Raw genomic sequence first — 16139 nt, forward strand, 5'->3', positions numbered from 1 at the left:
ACTTACTTCGTAAGCACTAGCTTAGTTTTGCGCAGCATAACTTTCTTCGTAAGCATGAGCTTTGTTTTGCATAGCAAAACTTTCTTCGTACTCATAAGCTTTGCTTTGCTCAGCAAAACCCTCTTCATAAACATTAATCCAGTTTTTGCTCAGCAAAACTCTCTTCATAAGCATTAATCCAGTTTTGCATAGCAAAGCCTGCCATCCGCCTATGCTCAATTTACCTAGCAAAACTTGCCTCAAAAAGCATACGCTTACTTTTTCATAGTAAAATAAACTTCACAATTAATAATCATGTGTAAATGTGCAAAAAATGACTACTGCTCATGTTACTTGAAAACCATTTCATTTGTCTACAACAAAAGAAATCCCCCACCATTCCGCTTCCGGAAATGACTTGGGGGATTTGCAAATTTTGTATTATTTTCAGCAGCAATTTCACATCACCAGCTGTACATCCGAGCCCGGATTAACCTTAAAGAAATCTATGTCCGGCAGCAAGCTTTTGACCAAAAACATATAATCATAAGAAAGCTCAAGCGATTGCTCGTCAGGCACGAACACGACCTGCTTACCGCTTAAAAGGGAGAACACTTCGATTCGGTCAGGGAGCTTCGCGAATGCGCTCATACAAAATACCGATGTCATATGAAAATATAGATTAAGAGCATCTTCATCTGTGTCTACCGCTAGCTTTTGAACAATATAATGATCAATCGAAGCCTCTTGCTCGGCAGAAACCAAATGAAAGATTTGTGAAATCTCCAAATCGAGCTCCTCTATATAAGCCGTCATTTGCTCATAAAATATAATCGGCATACTCGGTGCTCCACCTCCAAGCAAGAAGGCTGCCAAATGCTCCTTAATCGTTTGCTTCATTTGCAAGAAATGCTCGTCGGAATGAAATTTATAATTGCGATTCGTCCACCAAGTCTCAACGGAAGTATGTATCGTTTCTACTCCGCGTGTCTCTTTGGACTGACGATAAAAGTCGTTTACCGTGTGGCTGGCTGCATATTGAACAAGCTGCCGCCAATTCACATCACTTTCCTGCTTGCGACCGGACTTTCTTCGAGCGAACCGTTCGGGGCAACGCAGCAGCTCTTCTAGCTTATAGTCTTCAACTCTCAAAATCGCTGGCAACTGCTCCATTACAAAGTCCGCCTTTCTTGTTCCACTATCCGGCTACCGCTACAAGACCCGCAATTTGGCGTCCTAATCTTCTTCCATGCTCTTTCTCTTCTTCCGACGCGTTATATTCAAATTTAATGCACTCTCCCGCAATTTCTGCGCCGAGCTCCTTCAGCTTCGCTTCAATTGTATCTACAGCGCCGCAATAGATTGGGTATGATGTATCACCTGAGCCAAATACGGCTGCTTTCTTGCCGCTAAGATCAAGTCCATCCATTTCTTCGAAGAAGTCGAGAAATTCATCCGGAAGCTCACCGTCTCCCCATGTGTACGCGCCTATAATAATCGCGTCATAATGATTCAGCTCATCTGCGGTGGCATCGAAGGCCTCTTTAGAAACAACCTCGGCACCCGCTTCCTTAGCGCCTTCTACTATCGCCTCGGCCATTTCTTCTGTATTTCCGGTCATGCTAGCATACACCACAAGTATTTTGGGCATCTTTTTTCCTCCGCTTTCTATTTTTTGTCGTTAGACATCTATCGTTTGAATGCCTTGGAAAAGCGTAGCGAGATAAAGATTTCCATCTTGCATATCAATATCTGTTACAGGATAACCAAGTTTAACGGATAGTAGAGTTACTTGATTACATAAATAAGTAAGCTGGAATAATCCGCGATCCGTACATACATAAACCTCATTGCCCTTCGCCTGCACAGAAAAAATATAACGTTTACCGAATCTTATCCGGTCAAATCTTCCCTTTTTATCGCCAATAAACAGCTCGCCTTGATCGCTCGTTCCAATTAAGTGGCCTCTGAACACTGCTAAGCTTGTTACACTTGCACCCAGCTCAAAATGAGCCCAATCATCCATAAAACGATCATATAAAGAGATGCCGCTCTCATGCGAAATAATCAAATATTGAGGCAAATTCATAAAATCATATACACGTTTATCTTGGCATGCTATTTGCTCCCATTTGGAGCTGGCTTTGGACCAAAGCCCATATTCCGTTGCAACGTAGCTGCTTCCACCAATCTTGCGATACTGATAACTAGGAATCAATATGCCATCATTGACCCATGCTTCTCCGTTCCATTCATATAAGCCGCTGCTTGAGCAGGCATGCAGCAAATCATGCTGCAATTGCAGCCGGTTTACATTAGTCTGGTCTTCCATGCCTTGATCAAGCTTCCTCCATTCTCCTTCAGTATCGATTTGGTAAATCCCGTGACCGACTGAAGCGGCATACAAGCTATCAGCTCCTGCTTTAACGGACGAGAAGGGAAAGAGCAGCCAATTCCAAGGCTTGCTCGTTTCAGTCTGCATGTCTCTCACTCCTAAAAAATAATCGTTATATCGTTATCTATTCACTAATAATGCAATATGTTTCGTTTCTTATAAGGTGTTATTGGGGATGTCTATCCAAACTCTTTCATGGCAGTAGTAAAAGAACAACACCACATAGTGATAATGATTATCACTTTCGTATACATGATAACCATTCTCAATAATAATGTCAATCCTGTTCTTCATTTATTCTTCATTCATTCTTTTCTACTTCTCTATCATTTAGTAGTTGATCATCCATCCCATACAAACACACATTTCCGCAAATATAGTTGAAGGACTATGACCATAGCAGATAGATACCCAATCAATAGATAGAGTACAGCCGTATAATAAGGCATCTAACAAGTAGGTGTTTTCGCTGAGTCATTATTATTATAAGAAGCGTTGTGTCAGAAAACCGACTGCAGGCTGCAGTCCAAGAAGGAAGAAACACGATGACAAAATAATTGTTGTTAAGAAAAAAATTATATCTCAAAGAGTTAAAGTCGTAGCTGAGCGAGGAGAAGAAGGCCACAAAGGCAGAAGAGGACCACAAGGTCCACAAGGACCTCAAGGAATAGCTGGTCCTACAGGTGCAACAGGGCCTGCAGGTTCCTCCGCTATAGGCGTTAGTATTCTTGGTGGAATAATCGACCTCACAGGCGCTGCAGGAACACTTCTCAACTTTGCTTTCTCTGTGCCGCGCAATGGTACGATCTCTTCTCTTGCAGCTTACTTCAGTACAACAGTAGCGCTTTCACTTGTCGACTCTACAGTAACTATTACTGCCCAGCTTTACCAGTCAACGACACCAAACAATTCGTTTACTGCAGTTCCAGGCGCTGTTGTAACATTAGCTCCTCCACTTACCGGTGTTCTGGCTCTAGGTACTATTAGCAGCGGCATTACTCCAGGTTTATCTATTCCTGTTACTGCTGGAACACGCCTTCTTCTTGTCTTCTCTGCTACAGCTACTGGTGTATCACTTGTCAATGTTGTAGCTGGCTATGCTAGCGCTGGATTAGGCATCTCTTAAAAAACGAAATTATGAAAAACGACAGTTTAAGGATTCGTCCTTAATCTGTCGTTTTCTTTTCCAAGATTCATCGTTCATTACAGCTTTAATTGAATTTGGAGCTTGAAACGAATTTTTATCTGATTATTCTCGAACTGTACATCTCTCACCGTTACAACATCCTGCGCCGGCAAATCTAGCGGAATGACGATCGTTTCTAGCATACTTAGCGGCAGCTGAATAGCTTTGACAGAGAGCGATTGGGGTTTAAGAATAATGTTTGGAGACTCCCAGTCCAGTGAATATACCGCATCCAGTCTTGCAGGGATTTTGTTCTTATAGGTAATATTCATTTGTGCGATCAGCCTGTTCTCTTCGAGGTCAAAGTTTGCCCCGTCCAGATGAATAGCCTTCGCAATTTCTTGATGAGTGGATTCTGGTCTGCTGATGGCAAGCTCGTCTTTCATATTCATTTTGATCAAATGGTTAATATCGGATTCCGTGAGGACGAGCTCCAGCTTCATCTTTTTGACCATATCCAGTGCCTTCTCTTTCACATCAATCGGCGCATAGCTCATGTCCAGCGGCTCATCCGGTGCAATGTACAACAGAAACCACCATAGTGCGCCGCCAAGCAGCAAAAGAATAACAATGAAGCTCATTAGAAGTCTTTTTAAGGTTTTTCCCATGTGAATCCTCTCCTTGCTATACAGATAAACGATTTCTATTACGCCAACTCATAATGATAGTGCTATAATGAATCCAATCATTTTTACTGTTGATCAAAAAAATGCCGAGAGGATGGTCACCTATGAACACAAATCCTATACCGCTGCATCGTATTGGGCTTGAAGAAATCGTTCAAGCTCAAATGCACTTAAAGGATATCATTACACGAACACCACTTCAACATAACCGTGTGCTGTCCGAGCGGTTTGGATGTCATGTTCTTCTAAAACGAGAGGACCTGCAAATCGTTCGTTCCTTCAAAATACGCGGAGCGTACCATATGATGCGTTCTCTGTCACCAGAAACGCTCGCTAAAGGGGTGGTTTGCGCCAGCGCCGGCAACCATGCGCAAGGCGTAGCCTACTCGTGCCAAACACTCGGCATCCCCGGCAAAATATACATGCCCAGCACAACTCCTCGCCAGAAGGTGACGCAGGTTAACTTTTTTGGCGGATCGCAAGTAGAAGTCATCCTCACAGGAGACACCTTTGACGATGCTTATGCCGAAGCAGTCGCAGAGAGCAATCGCAATGGCCTGGCCTTCGTACACCCCTTTGACGATCCCAAAATCATCGCAGGAAACGGAACGGTAGGACAAGAATTAATGGAAGCCGCGGATACCGTTCCTGACTTCGTATTCGTGACCGTCGGCGGTGGCGGGCTTGCAGCCGGCGTCTCATCTTATGTAAAAATCGTCTCACCGACAACAAAGGTAATTGGCGTGGAGCCGGAAGGCGCGCAATCACTAAGAGCATCGCTTGATGCAGGTGAAGTCGTTACCCTTGATCAAATTGAGAAATTCGTCGATGGCGCAGCTGTTAAACGTATCGGTGATTTATCATTTGAGCTATGCAGAGACCTGCTTGACGATGTTATTTCCGTGCCTGAAGGCAAAGTGTGTACGACGATGCTCGATTTGTATAATGAGAATGCCATCGTAGCCGAGCCGGCTGGCGCACTGCCCATCGCTGCGCTAGAAGCATATCGTGATCAAATTCAAGGCAAGACGGTCGTCTGTGTCGTTAGCGGCGGCAATAATGATGTCGATCGGATGCAGGAAATCAAAGAACGTTCTCTCATCTATGAGGGCTACAAGCATTACTTTATGGTCAGCTTCCCGCAGCGCGCAGGAGCGCTACGTGAATTTCTCGACAGCGTGCTTGGTCCTAATGATGATATTACACGATTCGAGTACACCAAAAAATCAAACAAAGACAACGGTCCGGCACTCGTCGGCATCGAGCTTACACACCGTGAGGATTACGATCCGCTCGTTGCTCGCATGAGCAAGAAGGGCTTTCAATTTCTTGAGCTGAACAAGGACCCTGTTTTGTTTAACTTGTTGATTTGATCGACATGATGTGAATAAGATACGCCCCGTATCCATGAATGGATACGGGGCGTTTGTCATTACCAGGCGTAAGCGCGCGGTGCATCTCCGCCAGGACCAGGGAATATTTCATCAATACGTTTCAGTGCAGATTCATCTAATGAGATTTCAACTGCGCGAAGCGAGCGCTCGAATTGATCCAGCGTGCGGACACCGATAATCGGAGCCGTTACTGCCGGATTCGCAAGCAGCCATGCGAGTGAAACCAGATCCTCAGGCTCGCCAAGCTCGTCACAAAATGCAGCATAGGCATCTAATTGATCACGATGCTGCTCCAATCGTTTCGAATCTCCGCTGCGGCGGCCTCCGTCTTTACGACGATGATTGCCTGCAAGCAAGCCGCCGTCAAGCGGACTCCACGGAATAACGCCAAGTCCTAATTCCTTCGAAGCTGGCAAGACTTCCAGTTCCGGCAAACGGCATAACAAATTATATTTGTGCTGCTCAGATACAAGACCGATCGATCCTCTTGCCTTCGCTTCGCCTTGCGCAACTGCAATATCCCAGCCGGCAAAATTACTTGAGCCTATGTAGCCAACCTTGCCTTGGTTTACTGCTGTTTCGAATGCTCCCCAAAGCTCATTCCAATTTGCACTGCGATCCACATGATGCATTTGGTACAGCTCGATATGATCCGTTTGAAGACGCTTAAGCGAACCTTCCAAATGTCTGCGAATTTTATATGCGGATAGTCCCGCTTCACGGTTCGGACCGTCATGATTATCATGCATGTCGCCGTATACTTTTGTAGCCAGCACCGTACGTTCACGGCGTCCGTCGCCCTGCTTGAACCATTTTCCAATTATTTCTTCTGTACGGCCTGCGTTCTCGCCCCAACCGTAAATGTTAGCGGTATCGATAAAATTAATGCCTGCATCTAGAGCTGCGTCTAATATACGAAATGATTCCTTCTCGTCTGTGTCCACGCCAAAATTCATTGTGCCCAGACATAAACGGCTGACTCGAAGTCCAGATCTTCCTAGTTTCGTGTATTGCACTCTAATCATCGCTCCTTCAATTTTGAAATAGGATGGATTGCGTATTCATTATACTAAAAATACACAAAGTAACCAAACACCGTTCACAATCGCATAACAAATGTTCGTTACACTAACGGCAGGAGGTGTGTCTATGATACGTTTCGAGGAAAAACCGCAGCCGAAATTGTTAATTTTGTACGCTTCATATGGAGAAGGCCATCTTCAGGTTGCTCGCGCGATTAAGAGCGCTTGGGAGGAGCACGGCAATTATCGCACGGTAATGGTCGATCTCATGGCGGAATCTCACCCTTGGATAAATGAGTTTGCCAAGCGCTTTTACTTAAAGAGCTATACGCATATGCCCTCGCTATATGGCTGGGTGTATGATTTCACAAGGCTAATGAAGCATGATTCATTATTTGGCGGGCTTCTTCATTCCTTTGGTACAGAAAAAATTAGGCGTATTCTTGCAGTCGAGCAGCCGGATATCGTCGTGCATACTTTCCCCAGCTTTGCTCTGCCGAAGCTTAAGAAACGTAAAAGCGTTCATCCTCCCTCCTATGCTGTCATTACCGATTTTGATCTTCACAGGCGCTGGGTTCATCCAAGCGTCGACCGCTATTATGTCGCTACTGAGGATCTCCGATTAGAGCTTTCATCGCTGGGAATACCGGAGAGGGCAATTCAAGTGAGCGGCATTCCGCTCAAACGCGGATTCTGTGCAACAGTCGCCTCAAGCGAGCTCTACGATAGATATAAACTAAATCCTAATCAACCTATCGTCCTAATCATGGCGGGAGCGCAGGGCGTTTTGCCTGATGTATCGCAAATTTGCAGCAGCTTGCTGCAAAACGCTGAGGTTCAGGTCGCGCTCGTATGTGGACGTAATCTGTTTATGAAAAATATTATTGAGCAACAATTTCAAGCACATGAAGGAGCTTCTCGCCTGCAGGTGTACGGGTTTATTGAGTCTATTCACGAGCTTATGGCTATATCTAATTGCCTCATCACTAAGCCAGGCGGCGTTACATTATCAGAAGCGATCGCTGCCGAGCTGCCCATATTCATCTACAAGCCAGTTCCTGGACAAGAAAAACAAAATGCATTGTATCTTAAGTCCAAAGGCGCAGCTGTCGTTGCCTATGAGGTGAATGAGCTGACGGAACAAATTTTGAAACTCGTTCATGATCCATTACGTCTTACTAATAGCAGACAATCCACTAAACAGCTTCAAGCCTCACAAACCGCAGCCGACAGCATCGTTTTGGATATTTTATCCAACTTGCGTATAATGGAGAAAGCAATCACTTTATAATGGATAAGGGGCTTGCCCGTGATTACAAATCAGAAAAGTTGGTTTGGAGCGGAGATGCGGCTTATCTCCGTTATTTTGTTTGTTGTGGAGTTTGTAAGAGGTGCTGTTCTTGTTAGTTTGCTGCCTATTTTTGGGGCAAAAACATTAGGCCTATCACCTGATGTTATCGGCGCTGCGATTTCAGCTCACTATTTAACCGATACGCTGCTCAAAATGGCTATTGGTTATTTGCTCGATCGTTTCTCAACTCGTATCGTCGTTCAAGCAGGTTTAATTATTTCGCTGATCGGCATATATTTGCTGCAATTCTCCGAGCTGCCATGGATGTTCATTGGTGCAGCCGCACTATATGGCATCGGAATGTCACCGATCTGGATCGTATGCTTAACGAAAGTAACCGATCAGCAGCGTGCAACCCAAATGGGAACACTATACACCATTTGGATGGTGGGACTAGGAAGCGGCCCGATCGTATGTAATATTCTGCTCGATTACAGCGTATCTTTTACGTACAAGCTGCTTGTCAGCATGTCTGTGGCTGCATGCGTATTAACGCTTTTCATGAGCAAAGAAAGGGCTGCTGCATCAAACCGCATGCCATTTCAAAAGCAGCTCGTCATTCTGAAGGAACGACTCGGCCATATGAAGATGCTTCTGCCGGGGATGATATTGCAGACGACAGGCGCAAGCATGCTCGTTCCCATTTTACCAAGTTTTGCGAATCAGGAGCTGGGTATCTCAGGTACGCAGTACTCCATTCTTTTAACGGCCGGAGGACTTTTTGCTGCAGGTGGACTCATCCCCATGGGGAAACTTGCCGATAAGCTGGTTAATAAAAAATGGTTTCTCGTGACTGGATTTGGAGCGTTTGCATTTGGTTTATATATGCTGGCATCAGGACTTTCGTTCTGGTATTGTTTACTAATAGCGGCTGCTCTTGGATTATCCTATTCTGCTATTTTGCCTGTTTGGAATGCGCTGCTCGCTGCCTATGTTCCACCTAATCAAGAAGGGCTTGGCTGGGGCGTATTATCCACTTTTGAAGGCATTGGCGTTATGATCGGTCCAGCTGCTGGCGGCTTAATCGCTGCTTGGAACGGAGAAGCATCCGTTTTTTGGACAAGCGCAATCCTCTTTGGATTGATTGGTTTATTTTATTTATGGTTCCCATTTCCGGCAATCGCTACAAATGAAAAAGCTACAAACAAGTAGAACGGGGTTAGATCTATGGATGATTGGCGCAACTGGCTTGAATACTTAAAACACTTGGATCTCGATTCAATCCAATGGACATTGGAAAGCTATTCGCAATGGGGGCCTTTTCCCGGCATTTTGCTTCCCATGCTTGAATCGTTTCTCCCTTTCCTCCCATTAATTCTTATCATTGCGGCTAATGCCAACATTTACGGCCTCGGCTTTGGATTTCTTTTTTCATGGATCGGTGTAAGCGCTGGTGCCTTCTGCGTATTTTGGATCAGTCGAAAGCTCGGACGCAATGTGAAAGGGAAACTAGAGCGAAGATTTCCAAAGTCGCAGCGGTTCTTCAATTGGGTTGAACGCCGCGGCTTCACGCCGCTATTCTTGCTGGCTTGCTTCCCTTTTACTCCTTCAGTTGTCATAACTGTCGTATCCGGGCTTAGCAAGGTGCCATTTCCTACTTTTATGCTCGCTACACTGCTTGGGAAGGCAGTTATGATATTTTGCATTTCCTTGATTAGCTTCGATATTGGCAATTTAGTCAATGAGCCTTGGCGTATATTCGTCTCGATTACTGCTGTTCTGGTCATGTGGTTCGGGGGCAAACGTCTCGAATCCCGCTATCAGCTGAATGGGTGAGGTGATGGAGTATGTTTTCATGGACCATCTTGGCTAGTTTGCCTGTACATACGCCTCTCCCTCTCCTCACATGGTTTGATGCTTTGGCAACGACGATCGTGCTGGTCATTGCATTTGCTTTGCTCGCTGGCATGTTTATGTTCATTCGAATTGTTACAGATGACTCAGATAAATTTAAGGACATTAAAGAGATGGTGGAGACGATCTTCGGAACGCCTGCCCATCTCCGTCCGAATCCCGAACAATCCTCCGCCATAAAAGAAGGCAAAGGCGAGCTCATACATGCTGCTGCTGCTAAAGCACCCTTTTCCGAACCCTGTCCCGCTTGCGATGAGATCGTCACTGAACGTGATTCGGTTTGCCCCTCATGCGGACTCCAGTTATTATAGATTGCTCCTGTTCTTCCACCTAGTACTCATACATTTCATCCTTTTGTGGCACACTGTTGAGGATCTTCTTCTGAAGATAAGAAAATGAAAAAACAATAAGATTCTCGAGGAGGGTGACCACATGTCAGGCAAACAGCCATCCGATCAACAGAAGGCAGCAAGCAAGGCGCAATCCCGAGCAGACCGCAATCTAGCCAGCAAATCGTCAGCGAGCGAACTGCAGTCAGATGCCGATCGTTCAGCTGTGCCGAAGCACGGATTATAAGGACAGGAAGGTTGGTTGACACCATATGAGCAATGATAATAACCATAATGAGATGAATCCCCTATCTGGTGAGCCTGTTGAAGTAAAAGGCACCTACCGCAATGAATGGGGACGTGAAGAGCAGCTGGAACGAGGAGACGTATTCCCAGCAGATCCGATGCTCGGAACAACCGAGTGGCAGCTCGTTGAGCTCTTCTTCAATAATCATCATGAGGGGCATACTGATCCGAGGCTGGTGCCGCATGATGATGATAATAACCCAGAGGCTCATATGCAGCATCCAAGGCGTCATGAAGGCAGCAACAAAACTGACGATGATCAGTAAACATTGAGCATGCTGTAATATAAGCAGAAAAACAGCAGGCAAGAACGCTCTTAAGCGGCGTTCTAACCTGCTGTTTTTGTTTTATTTGCTACATTAACCAGCTTAATCTGTTTATGATGACTTCGATCCATTCTCGGCCTCTTCAGCACAGCGCTTCGCGTTTTCCTCGCGCTGCGTCACCTGATCGAGCAGCTTCTCCAGTCGCCGCAAATGGTAGGCGTATTCGAACAATGCCGAAGCGACAAAGACGAGTCGCTTATGCTCATCCGGATCTTCCAAAATATACGCTGTCAATTCCTTCACAAACCTCGCTTCTCGTTCTTCCTCAGGCTCAATCAGCGCATTAGGCTTCATTTTCCCTTCGGCTTTCAACAAAATGTGCTCGTGATACTTCGATAAATCCTCAATTTGCCGATCGAAGCGCAGCGCCCACTCACTGGCACTTTGGGAGGAAAAATAATGCTCCTCCACCACATCGAGCAGATCAGCCCCTTTTTGCAGAGACTTAATCATTTGTTTCGATACAAGCAGCTGACGGGCATGGCTTGTCTTCGTCTTCGCAAGCACTTTGCGCTCCTCTTCGAATACGGTGTGGCGTTCCTCCAGCTTATGCAGCGTATCGTGAAGCTTGTCCTTCTCTTGGCGGAAAACTTGCTCCTTCATCTCATTCGAAATGGCTGTGCGAAGCAGCAGAGAAAGCTGTGAATAGGCATGATGAACCTGTTCGGTAAATTGCTTCCTTGGCCGTGGAGGAAATACGAGCACGTTAACAGCAAATGAAGCCCCGATACCCGTTAGCACCATTAAAAATCTTCCAATAGCCACGTCCCAGCCTTGTCCATTCGCTTCCATAATGGCAACGACCGTAACCAGCGTCAGACTAATCGTGCTCTCCATCTTCAAGCGAATGCTAATGAGAATGACAAGAATACATACAAGACCTGCCGCAATCGGCGTATGACCGAATAACCGAACGGCTACAATCGCCATTACAGCACCAAGCAGATTCGTTTGCACTTGATCCGCTACACGCTGCCATGAGCGGTAAATAGAAGGCTGAATCGTAAATATAGCTGCCACGGCAGCAATAAGCGGGGAAGTGAAGCCGAACAAGCTGCTCAAATAAATCGCTAATGCAACAGCCATCCCCGTTTTTAAAACCCTTGCACCAATCGTCATGTTGATTCTGCCTCCGTCACCAGAAGTTCGGCTGAAGCCACCTCTCTTCCATTTACCCAAAGCGTCACAAGATGAAGCCCGCTATAATGCTTGCGTGTCGTTAAATCAGCAAAACGATGAGTGCGAACACTTGAAGCTGACGCTCCTCCAGCATACTCGCGATCCGATAGCAGGAAACGTTTCAATGAAGTTTTGCCTCCAGACTTCACGAATGCAATTCCATATTCGATACGCAGCTTGGCCGGCTCACCCTCACGCAGCTGTACACGATAGCGTATAGATACCTCACCGCCAATAGCAACCGTCTCTGGATCTACCTCGATTGCAGCAAAAGCAACAAGCGGTTGTTCCTCTTCTTCTGCAGACGCATGCTTCGCGTACCCAAACAATTCCATGATCTGCGGGCTTGATTGCTTTATCAGCGTACGGCAGCCATGACGAATGATCCAATCCGTCTTCGCATCATTGCCGATCCAGGCCTGCGCAAGCGATATGACGAGTTCGGGATGATCTTTCGCAATATCATTCAAGTTGTTAGCTACGCTCTTGCGCACATAAAGTGAATCATCACATTTCAGCTTCTCCAAAATCGGAACAATCGGCGATGGGTCTCGCTTAAAGAGCGGCAGCGCCTGCGCCCATGGCAGGCGCGGTCTTATGCCTTCGCTCGCGAGCCGCCTTACGTGCTCATTCGGATGATCTGCCCATATAAGCATTTGCTGAGCCATACGCTGTGGGTCAGCAAGAATGAATGCTCTTATTGCAAATTCTGAGGTCGAATATTTCGTAAAGCGCTCCAGCGCGTCCAGTGACAGCTCCCAGTTTTGCGGCTCCAGTCCAAACACCTCGACGAAGTCTGGAAATATGATAAAAGGCAGCCCTGTGCATTTTTCATCTATTTGATATAAAACAGCCAGCGCTTCATCATATGCCTGCGGTAATGCAGCACCCAGCGCTTCTGTTATTTTTCGAGTTCGAGCCTTTAACTCTAATTGCTCCCAGTCACCATCCCTTACTCGCTCTGCGAAAAGAACGGCGTCAAAAGGACTCCATGCTGACTTCAGCAAACCCGCAAATTTCTCCAAAAATAATCCATCGTACATAGCCTTAAGCGGTTCTGCCAAATTAATCCCCTCCTCCAGTTATTATACCGAAAAAACCGATTCGATCACTACTTGCATCCGTTATTCATTTATAACGGCGCTGCAAGCAGCAAAAAAGCTCCGAAACGCCCCTGCAGGAGCGCTCCCGAGCTTGTTTTATTTATAAAAATTAAATATAGCGCGCTATGATTCCAGACAATTGCTGCGCAATCGCGTTTGGCCCTGCTGAGAGCTGCTCATTCGTGAAGCGAGCCCGAACAAATGTCTCATCCATATCCATAGCCTCTGCAAAAAAGGATGATAATCCGCGTGCGCGCCGGTCGATTTGGAGCACCAGCTCAAGCTCGCGATCCGATGGATAGAACATCACTTCCAGCTCGTCGAGCTGGCCTCGGAACTGCGAGGTCGGCACAAATTCCAGCTCTTGAATAAATGGCATTTTGCCGCCAAGACGGGAAGAGTACTCGCATTCTGCCTTACGCAAACGGAAGCCGAGCACATTCAGCGCCTCCAGCACCGTGTTCATGGCGTGTGTCGGAACCACTTCGATTCGGTCATTATCACCTGGATCGACGCCTCCGCGAACGTCTAACTCCGTCTTCACCCATACTGGCGCGCGGCCAATTGTAAGCGGTGTTTGATGGGGCAGCTGGAAGGAGAAAGGCACCTCGCGACTTTCATTTGCCTGCAATGTGAAGGGAGCGCTCACGTGATAGCGTCCCACCACTCCCTGCTGCGTTATTTTACTGTCATTGCTCTCACGTATATATTCTGTCATGACCGATAGCTGTATCGTTTCAATTCGCTGCTCTACGTTGCCGCCTTGCATTTTGACGATACCTCGAACCTCTTCACCTGGCGCATAACGTGCTTTTTCTAATAGTGTATCAATCTTTGCTGAGCCAATACCGATGCTTGCCAAAAAACGATTAAACATCAAACCGACCTCCACTCAAATTATCTTCATTCCGAACTGCATAACCGTATTACGATGTCTTGAAAATTAAGTTTCAAATTCAAAAAGTCATCCGTTGGCGTGTGGAAAATTGTTGATTATAAATGGTGGGATTCCGTCTCTAATGGTCTGAATCATCTTATTGGCCCCGCTCGCTCTGCTTCTGATCCATCGGCAAATTCGGCTGCTCCATATACGGCAATTGGATGATGAAGGTCGTCCCGACTCCTAGCTTGCTTTCGGCCGTAATTTGTCCCTGATGATTATTAATAATTTTGAAAGTGACCATTAATCCAAGTCCGGTCCCTTTATCCTTTGTTGTATAAAAGGGTTGACCAATCTTCGACAGCTGCTCCGCAGGCATGCCTGGTCCTTCATCTTTAATGCGTATCATTACTCCGCGATCAGGATCAAGGGACATATTAATCATGACGATGCCACCATTATGCATCGCTTCTATCGCATTTTTAAGCACGTTAATAAACGCTTGCTTTAATTGATTCTCAACGCCGTATACCCATAATGGGCGATAGTCAGAATGGAATTCAATGATCACATTGTGCAAAATAGCTTGTGTCTCCAGTAAATTAACCGTGTCCGCCATTAATTGACGGCAATCTTTGTGCACAAAATCATAAACCTGTGGCTTGGAGAGCATCAGTAGTTCGCTGACGATTGACTCGATACGGATGAGCTCTGTTTTCATAATGTCGTAAAAATGGTTGATATTGCCCCGGCCCGATGAAAGCAGCTGCATAAACCCTTTTAACGAGGTAAGCGGATTTCGGATTTCATGTGCAATGCCCGCCGCTAATTGACCTGCGACATAAAGCTTCTCAGAATTAATGAGCAGCTCCTCATTCTTCTTTCTCTCAGAAATATCCCGAATAATGACTTGTTCAATTTGTTTACCCGAAAAGGTAGAACTCACCCGTACCATTTCTGTATGAAGCAGCGTCCCTTGCATGGACATCCATTGCAGCTCGATTGGCTTATTGGACGCATCATCTCCTGCTTGACCTGCTGTGAGCCATGCTTCCAGTTCATTATGATAGGGTTGGGCCAATAAATTATAAACATTTGAACCGATTATTTTATCCTCTGAATGCACTTCGAATAAACGCAAACCAGCACGGTTCATAAATTCCCATTTGCCGTCGCTTATTAAAGCTATCGTATCTATGGAGTTCTCCACTAGAAGTTTATAACGCTCATTCATTTGAGTATATTGGTTGGATGCAAACCAGGTGGTAAGACTGAAGCTGAGGATAAATAAAGTAGATAAACCAAGTAAAGATGCAAGAATCAACAAATATTGGTTTAGAAGATCTGTAGATAAAACATCGCTATAATCAATCTGCAGCGCGTGCATACCAACTTGATGAACGACTATATTAGACAATCCGAGTGAAAAGCAGCTTTTTAACTTATACCCTGACCCCTTTGTTTCCAACCAATAAAAAGCCAAATATGCACCAATAAAGTTGACTCCAAAGGAGATCCAATAAAGCGGCCAATCCATTTTTAGTATAACGACCGATTCAGAAAGCATCGACAAGTAATGAAGCATAGTAGCTCCCAGAGCCATTAATAGGGCTCCAACTAAGAAGCGTACCGATGAGAGATTTTTCTTTTGCATAACAACTAATGAGACATAAATGATAATGACACATGCGAATACTATAGGGAGCATGCTCCAATTCATGACCAATCTATAATGGGATGCAAGCATCAAAACAACATGCATCGTCCATAGACCAAGTCCAAATACGGCAGCGCCGCCAATGATCCAATTGAAGCCGTGTGTAAATTCATTTTGCAGAGGCTTTTCAATCATTTTCAGCATCGTATAGGAGGCAAAACACATGATGAAGAGCGATAAGACCAAATAGAATCCATTTCCATGTATAACGAGGTCGCTCATAGAACTCCTTAAATAACCATTAATTTGCTTTCAAATAGTAAAATTCGACAATATCCTTTAAAAACCTCTCTTTGTCCCGGCAATATTTCAATTTTTTGTAAGAAATCGAGAGTGAGTTTCTCTTCTGCTCATCTTCGGCTATTATGTTAGAATGACCTTAGTAGAAACAGGCGATAATAGTCTAATAGGATTGCTAGATTTGATCATTTCGCTTCGTAATAGCACGAGGCATACGTCAGACATTATTACCGCTTCTTAAAATGTGTAGGA

At 45.4% G+C, this 16139-nt stretch carries 18 protein-coding genes; 8 read left to right on the top strand and 10 right to left on the bottom strand.

Translation table 11 applies throughout. The features are described 5' to 3' along the window. Nucleotides 1-21: 21 nt before the first annotated feature. The 4 genes from ACIFSR_RS05405 to ACIFSR_RS05420 form a co-directional block, all read right to left on the bottom strand. Complete coding sequence (locus ACIFSR_RS05405) at nucleotides 22-231, bottom strand: hypothetical protein (protein WP_339206524.1); 210 nt, start codon at nucleotides 229-231, stop codon at nucleotides 22-24. Between the two features lie 207 nt (nucleotides 232-438). Then, complete coding sequence (locus ACIFSR_RS05410; RefSeq protein ID WP_430055565.1) at nucleotides 439-1152, bottom strand: hypothetical protein; 714 nt, start codon at nucleotides 1150-1152, stop codon at nucleotides 439-441. Nucleotides 1153-1177: 25 nt separating this feature from the next. Then, entirely contained in the window at nucleotides 1178-1630 is a 453-nt protein-coding gene (locus tag ACIFSR_RS05415; RefSeq protein WP_430055567.1) for a flavodoxin, read from the bottom strand. 30 nt (nucleotides 1631-1660) lie between these two features. After that, nucleotides 1661-2461 (bottom strand): hypothetical protein, encoded by an 801-nt coding sequence (locus tag ACIFSR_RS05420; protein ID WP_430055570.1) that lies wholly within the window; start codon nucleotides 2459-2461, stop codon nucleotides 1661-1663. Nucleotides 2462-2834: 373 nt separating this feature from the next. Between ACIFSR_RS05420 and ACIFSR_RS05425 the strand changes: the two genes are divergently transcribed. Then, nucleotides 2835-3500: an exosporium glycoprotein BclB-related protein gene (locus tag ACIFSR_RS05425; protein WP_430055572.1), complete on the top strand. Its 666-nt coding sequence runs from the start codon at nucleotides 2835-2837 to the stop codon at nucleotides 3498-3500. A 77-nt stretch (nucleotides 3501-3577) separates the two neighbouring features. On the opposite strand, the gene ACIFSR_RS05430 is transcribed toward ACIFSR_RS05425, so the two are convergent. Then, nucleotides 3578-4168 (bottom strand): hypothetical protein, encoded by a 591-nt coding sequence (locus ACIFSR_RS05430; protein WP_430055573.1) that lies wholly within the window; start codon nucleotides 4166-4168, stop codon nucleotides 3578-3580. A gap of 122 nt (nucleotides 4169-4290) precedes the next feature. Between ACIFSR_RS05430 and ilvA the strand changes: the two genes are divergently transcribed. Continuing rightward, nucleotides 4291-5559: a threonine ammonia-lyase IlvA gene (gene ilvA / locus ACIFSR_RS05435; protein ID WP_076268397.1), complete on the top strand. Its 1269-nt coding sequence runs from the start codon at nucleotides 4291-4293 to the stop codon at nucleotides 5557-5559. 59 nt (nucleotides 5560-5618) lie between these two features. On the opposite strand, the gene ACIFSR_RS05440 is transcribed toward ilvA, so the two are convergent. Further along, nucleotides 5619-6596: an aldo/keto reductase gene (locus ACIFSR_RS05440; RefSeq protein ID WP_430055576.1), complete on the bottom strand. Its 978-nt coding sequence runs from the start codon at nucleotides 6594-6596 to the stop codon at nucleotides 5619-5621. 133 nt (nucleotides 6597-6729) lie between these two features. Here ACIFSR_RS05440 and ACIFSR_RS05445 point away from each other — a divergent pair, with 133 nt between their 5' ends. The 6 genes from ACIFSR_RS05445 to ACIFSR_RS05470 all read left to right on the top strand — a co-directional run bounded on the left by ACIFSR_RS05445 (nucleotide 6730) and on the right by ACIFSR_RS05470 (nucleotide 10708). Next, nucleotides 6730-7893, top strand: coding sequence for an MGDG synthase family glycosyltransferase (locus ACIFSR_RS05445; protein ID WP_430055578.1), 1164 nt, complete (start codon nucleotides 6730-6732; stop codon nucleotides 7891-7893). Nucleotides 7894-7911: 18 nt separating this feature from the next. Then, complete coding sequence (locus tag ACIFSR_RS05450; protein ID WP_430055581.1) at nucleotides 7912-9105, top strand: MFS transporter; 1194 nt, start codon at nucleotides 7912-7914, stop codon at nucleotides 9103-9105. A 15-nt stretch (nucleotides 9106-9120) separates the two neighbouring features. Next, the gene (locus tag ACIFSR_RS05455) at nucleotides 9121-9729 is read left to right on the top strand and encodes a TVP38/TMEM64 family protein (RefSeq protein WP_076268400.1); all 609 of its coding nucleotides are present in this window, start codon (nucleotides 9121-9123) and stop codon (nucleotides 9727-9729) included. A gap of 11 nt (nucleotides 9730-9740) precedes the next feature. Then, complete coding sequence (locus ACIFSR_RS05460) at nucleotides 9741-10118, top strand: zinc ribbon domain-containing protein (protein WP_339206511.1); 378 nt, start codon at nucleotides 9741-9743, stop codon at nucleotides 10116-10118. 121 nt (nucleotides 10119-10239) lie between these two features. Beyond that, on the top strand, nucleotides 10240-10383 hold the full coding sequence (locus ACIFSR_RS05465; protein ID WP_179089810.1) for a hypothetical protein: 144 nt from the start codon (nucleotides 10240-10242) through the stop codon (nucleotides 10381-10383). A gap of 25 nt (nucleotides 10384-10408) precedes the next feature. Further along, the gene (locus ACIFSR_RS05470; RefSeq protein WP_339206509.1) at nucleotides 10409-10708 is read left to right on the top strand and encodes a transposase; all 300 of its coding nucleotides are present in this window, start codon (nucleotides 10409-10411) and stop codon (nucleotides 10706-10708) included. 111 nt (nucleotides 10709-10819) lie between these two features. Here ACIFSR_RS05470 and ACIFSR_RS05475 read toward each other — a convergent pair whose 3' ends face one another. From ACIFSR_RS05475 to ACIFSR_RS05490, 4 genes are all read right to left on the bottom strand, one after another. After that, nucleotides 10820-11887 carry an FUSC family protein gene (locus tag ACIFSR_RS05475; protein WP_430055585.1) on the bottom strand — a complete coding sequence of 356 codons (1068 nt, stop codon included), beginning with the start codon at nucleotides 11885-11887 and terminating at the stop codon, nucleotides 10820-10822. Beyond that, nucleotides 11884-13011 (bottom strand): DNA alkylation repair protein, encoded by a 1128-nt coding sequence (locus ACIFSR_RS05480; protein WP_430055587.1) that lies wholly within the window; start codon nucleotides 13009-13011, stop codon nucleotides 11884-11886. The genes ACIFSR_RS05475 and ACIFSR_RS05480 overlap by 4 nt, the downstream gene beginning before the upstream one ends. Before the next feature lie 148 nt (nucleotides 13012-13159). Further along, entirely contained in the window at nucleotides 13160-13927 is a 768-nt protein-coding gene (locus ACIFSR_RS05485) for a sporulation protein (RefSeq protein ID WP_339206505.1), read from the bottom strand. A 157-nt stretch (nucleotides 13928-14084) separates the two neighbouring features. After that, entirely contained in the window at nucleotides 14085-15869 is a 1785-nt protein-coding gene (locus ACIFSR_RS05490) for an ATP-binding protein (protein ID WP_430055589.1), read from the bottom strand. Nucleotides 15870-16139: the final 270 nt, after the last annotated feature.

Source organism: Paenibacillus sp. NRS-1760 (assembly GCF_050467785.1).
Classification (GTDB): domain Bacteria; phylum Bacillota; class Bacilli; order Paenibacillales; family Paenibacillaceae; genus Pristimantibacillus.

What these genes read in the sequence shown, in the direction of transcription:
- ACIFSR_RS05410 (WP_430055565.1), bottom strand. Translation starts at nt 1,152, where the DNA reads ATGGAGCAGTTGCCAGCGATTTTGAGAGTTGAAGACTATAAGCTAGAA.
- ACIFSR_RS05415 (WP_430055567.1), bottom strand. Translation starts at nt 1,630, where the DNA reads ATGCCCAAAATACTTGTGGTGTATGCTAGCATGACCGGAAATACAGAA.
- ACIFSR_RS05420 (WP_430055570.1), bottom strand. Translation starts at nt 2,461, where the DNA reads ATGCAGACTGAAACGAGCAAGCCTTGGAATTGGCTGCTCTTTCCCTTC.
- ACIFSR_RS05430 (WP_430055573.1), bottom strand. Translation starts at nt 4,168, where the DNA reads ATGGGAAAAACCTTAAAAAGACTTCTAATGAGCTTCATTGTTATTCTT.
- ilvA (WP_076268397.1), top strand. Translation starts at nt 4,291, where the DNA reads ATGAACACAAATCCTATACCGCTGCATCGTATTGGGCTTGAAGAAATC.
- ACIFSR_RS05445 (WP_430055578.1), top strand. Translation starts at nt 6,730, where the DNA reads ATGATACGTTTCGAGGAAAAACCGCAGCCGAAATTGTTAATTTTGTAC.
- ACIFSR_RS05455 (WP_076268400.1), top strand. Translation starts at nt 9,121, where the DNA reads ATGGATGATTGGCGCAACTGGCTTGAATACTTAAAACACTTGGATCTC.
- ACIFSR_RS05460 (WP_339206511.1), top strand. Translation starts at nt 9,741, where the DNA reads ATGTTTTCATGGACCATCTTGGCTAGTTTGCCTGTACATACGCCTCTC.
- ACIFSR_RS05465 (WP_179089810.1), top strand. Translation starts at nt 10,240, where the DNA reads ATGTCAGGCAAACAGCCATCCGATCAACAGAAGGCAGCAAGCAAGGCG.
- ACIFSR_RS05470 (WP_339206509.1), top strand. Translation starts at nt 10,409, where the DNA reads ATGAGCAATGATAATAACCATAATGAGATGAATCCCCTATCTGGTGAG.
- ACIFSR_RS05475 (WP_430055585.1), bottom strand. Translation starts at nt 11,887, where the DNA reads ATGACGATTGGTGCAAGGGTTTTAAAAACGGGGATGGCTGTTGCATTA.
- ACIFSR_RS05485 (WP_339206505.1), bottom strand. Translation starts at nt 13,927, where the DNA reads ATGTTTAATCGTTTTTTGGCAAGCATCGGTATTGGCTCAGCAAAGATT.
- ACIFSR_RS05490 (WP_430055589.1), bottom strand. Translation starts at nt 15,869, where the DNA reads ATGAGCGACCTCGTTATACATGGAAATGGATTCTATTTGGTCTTATCG.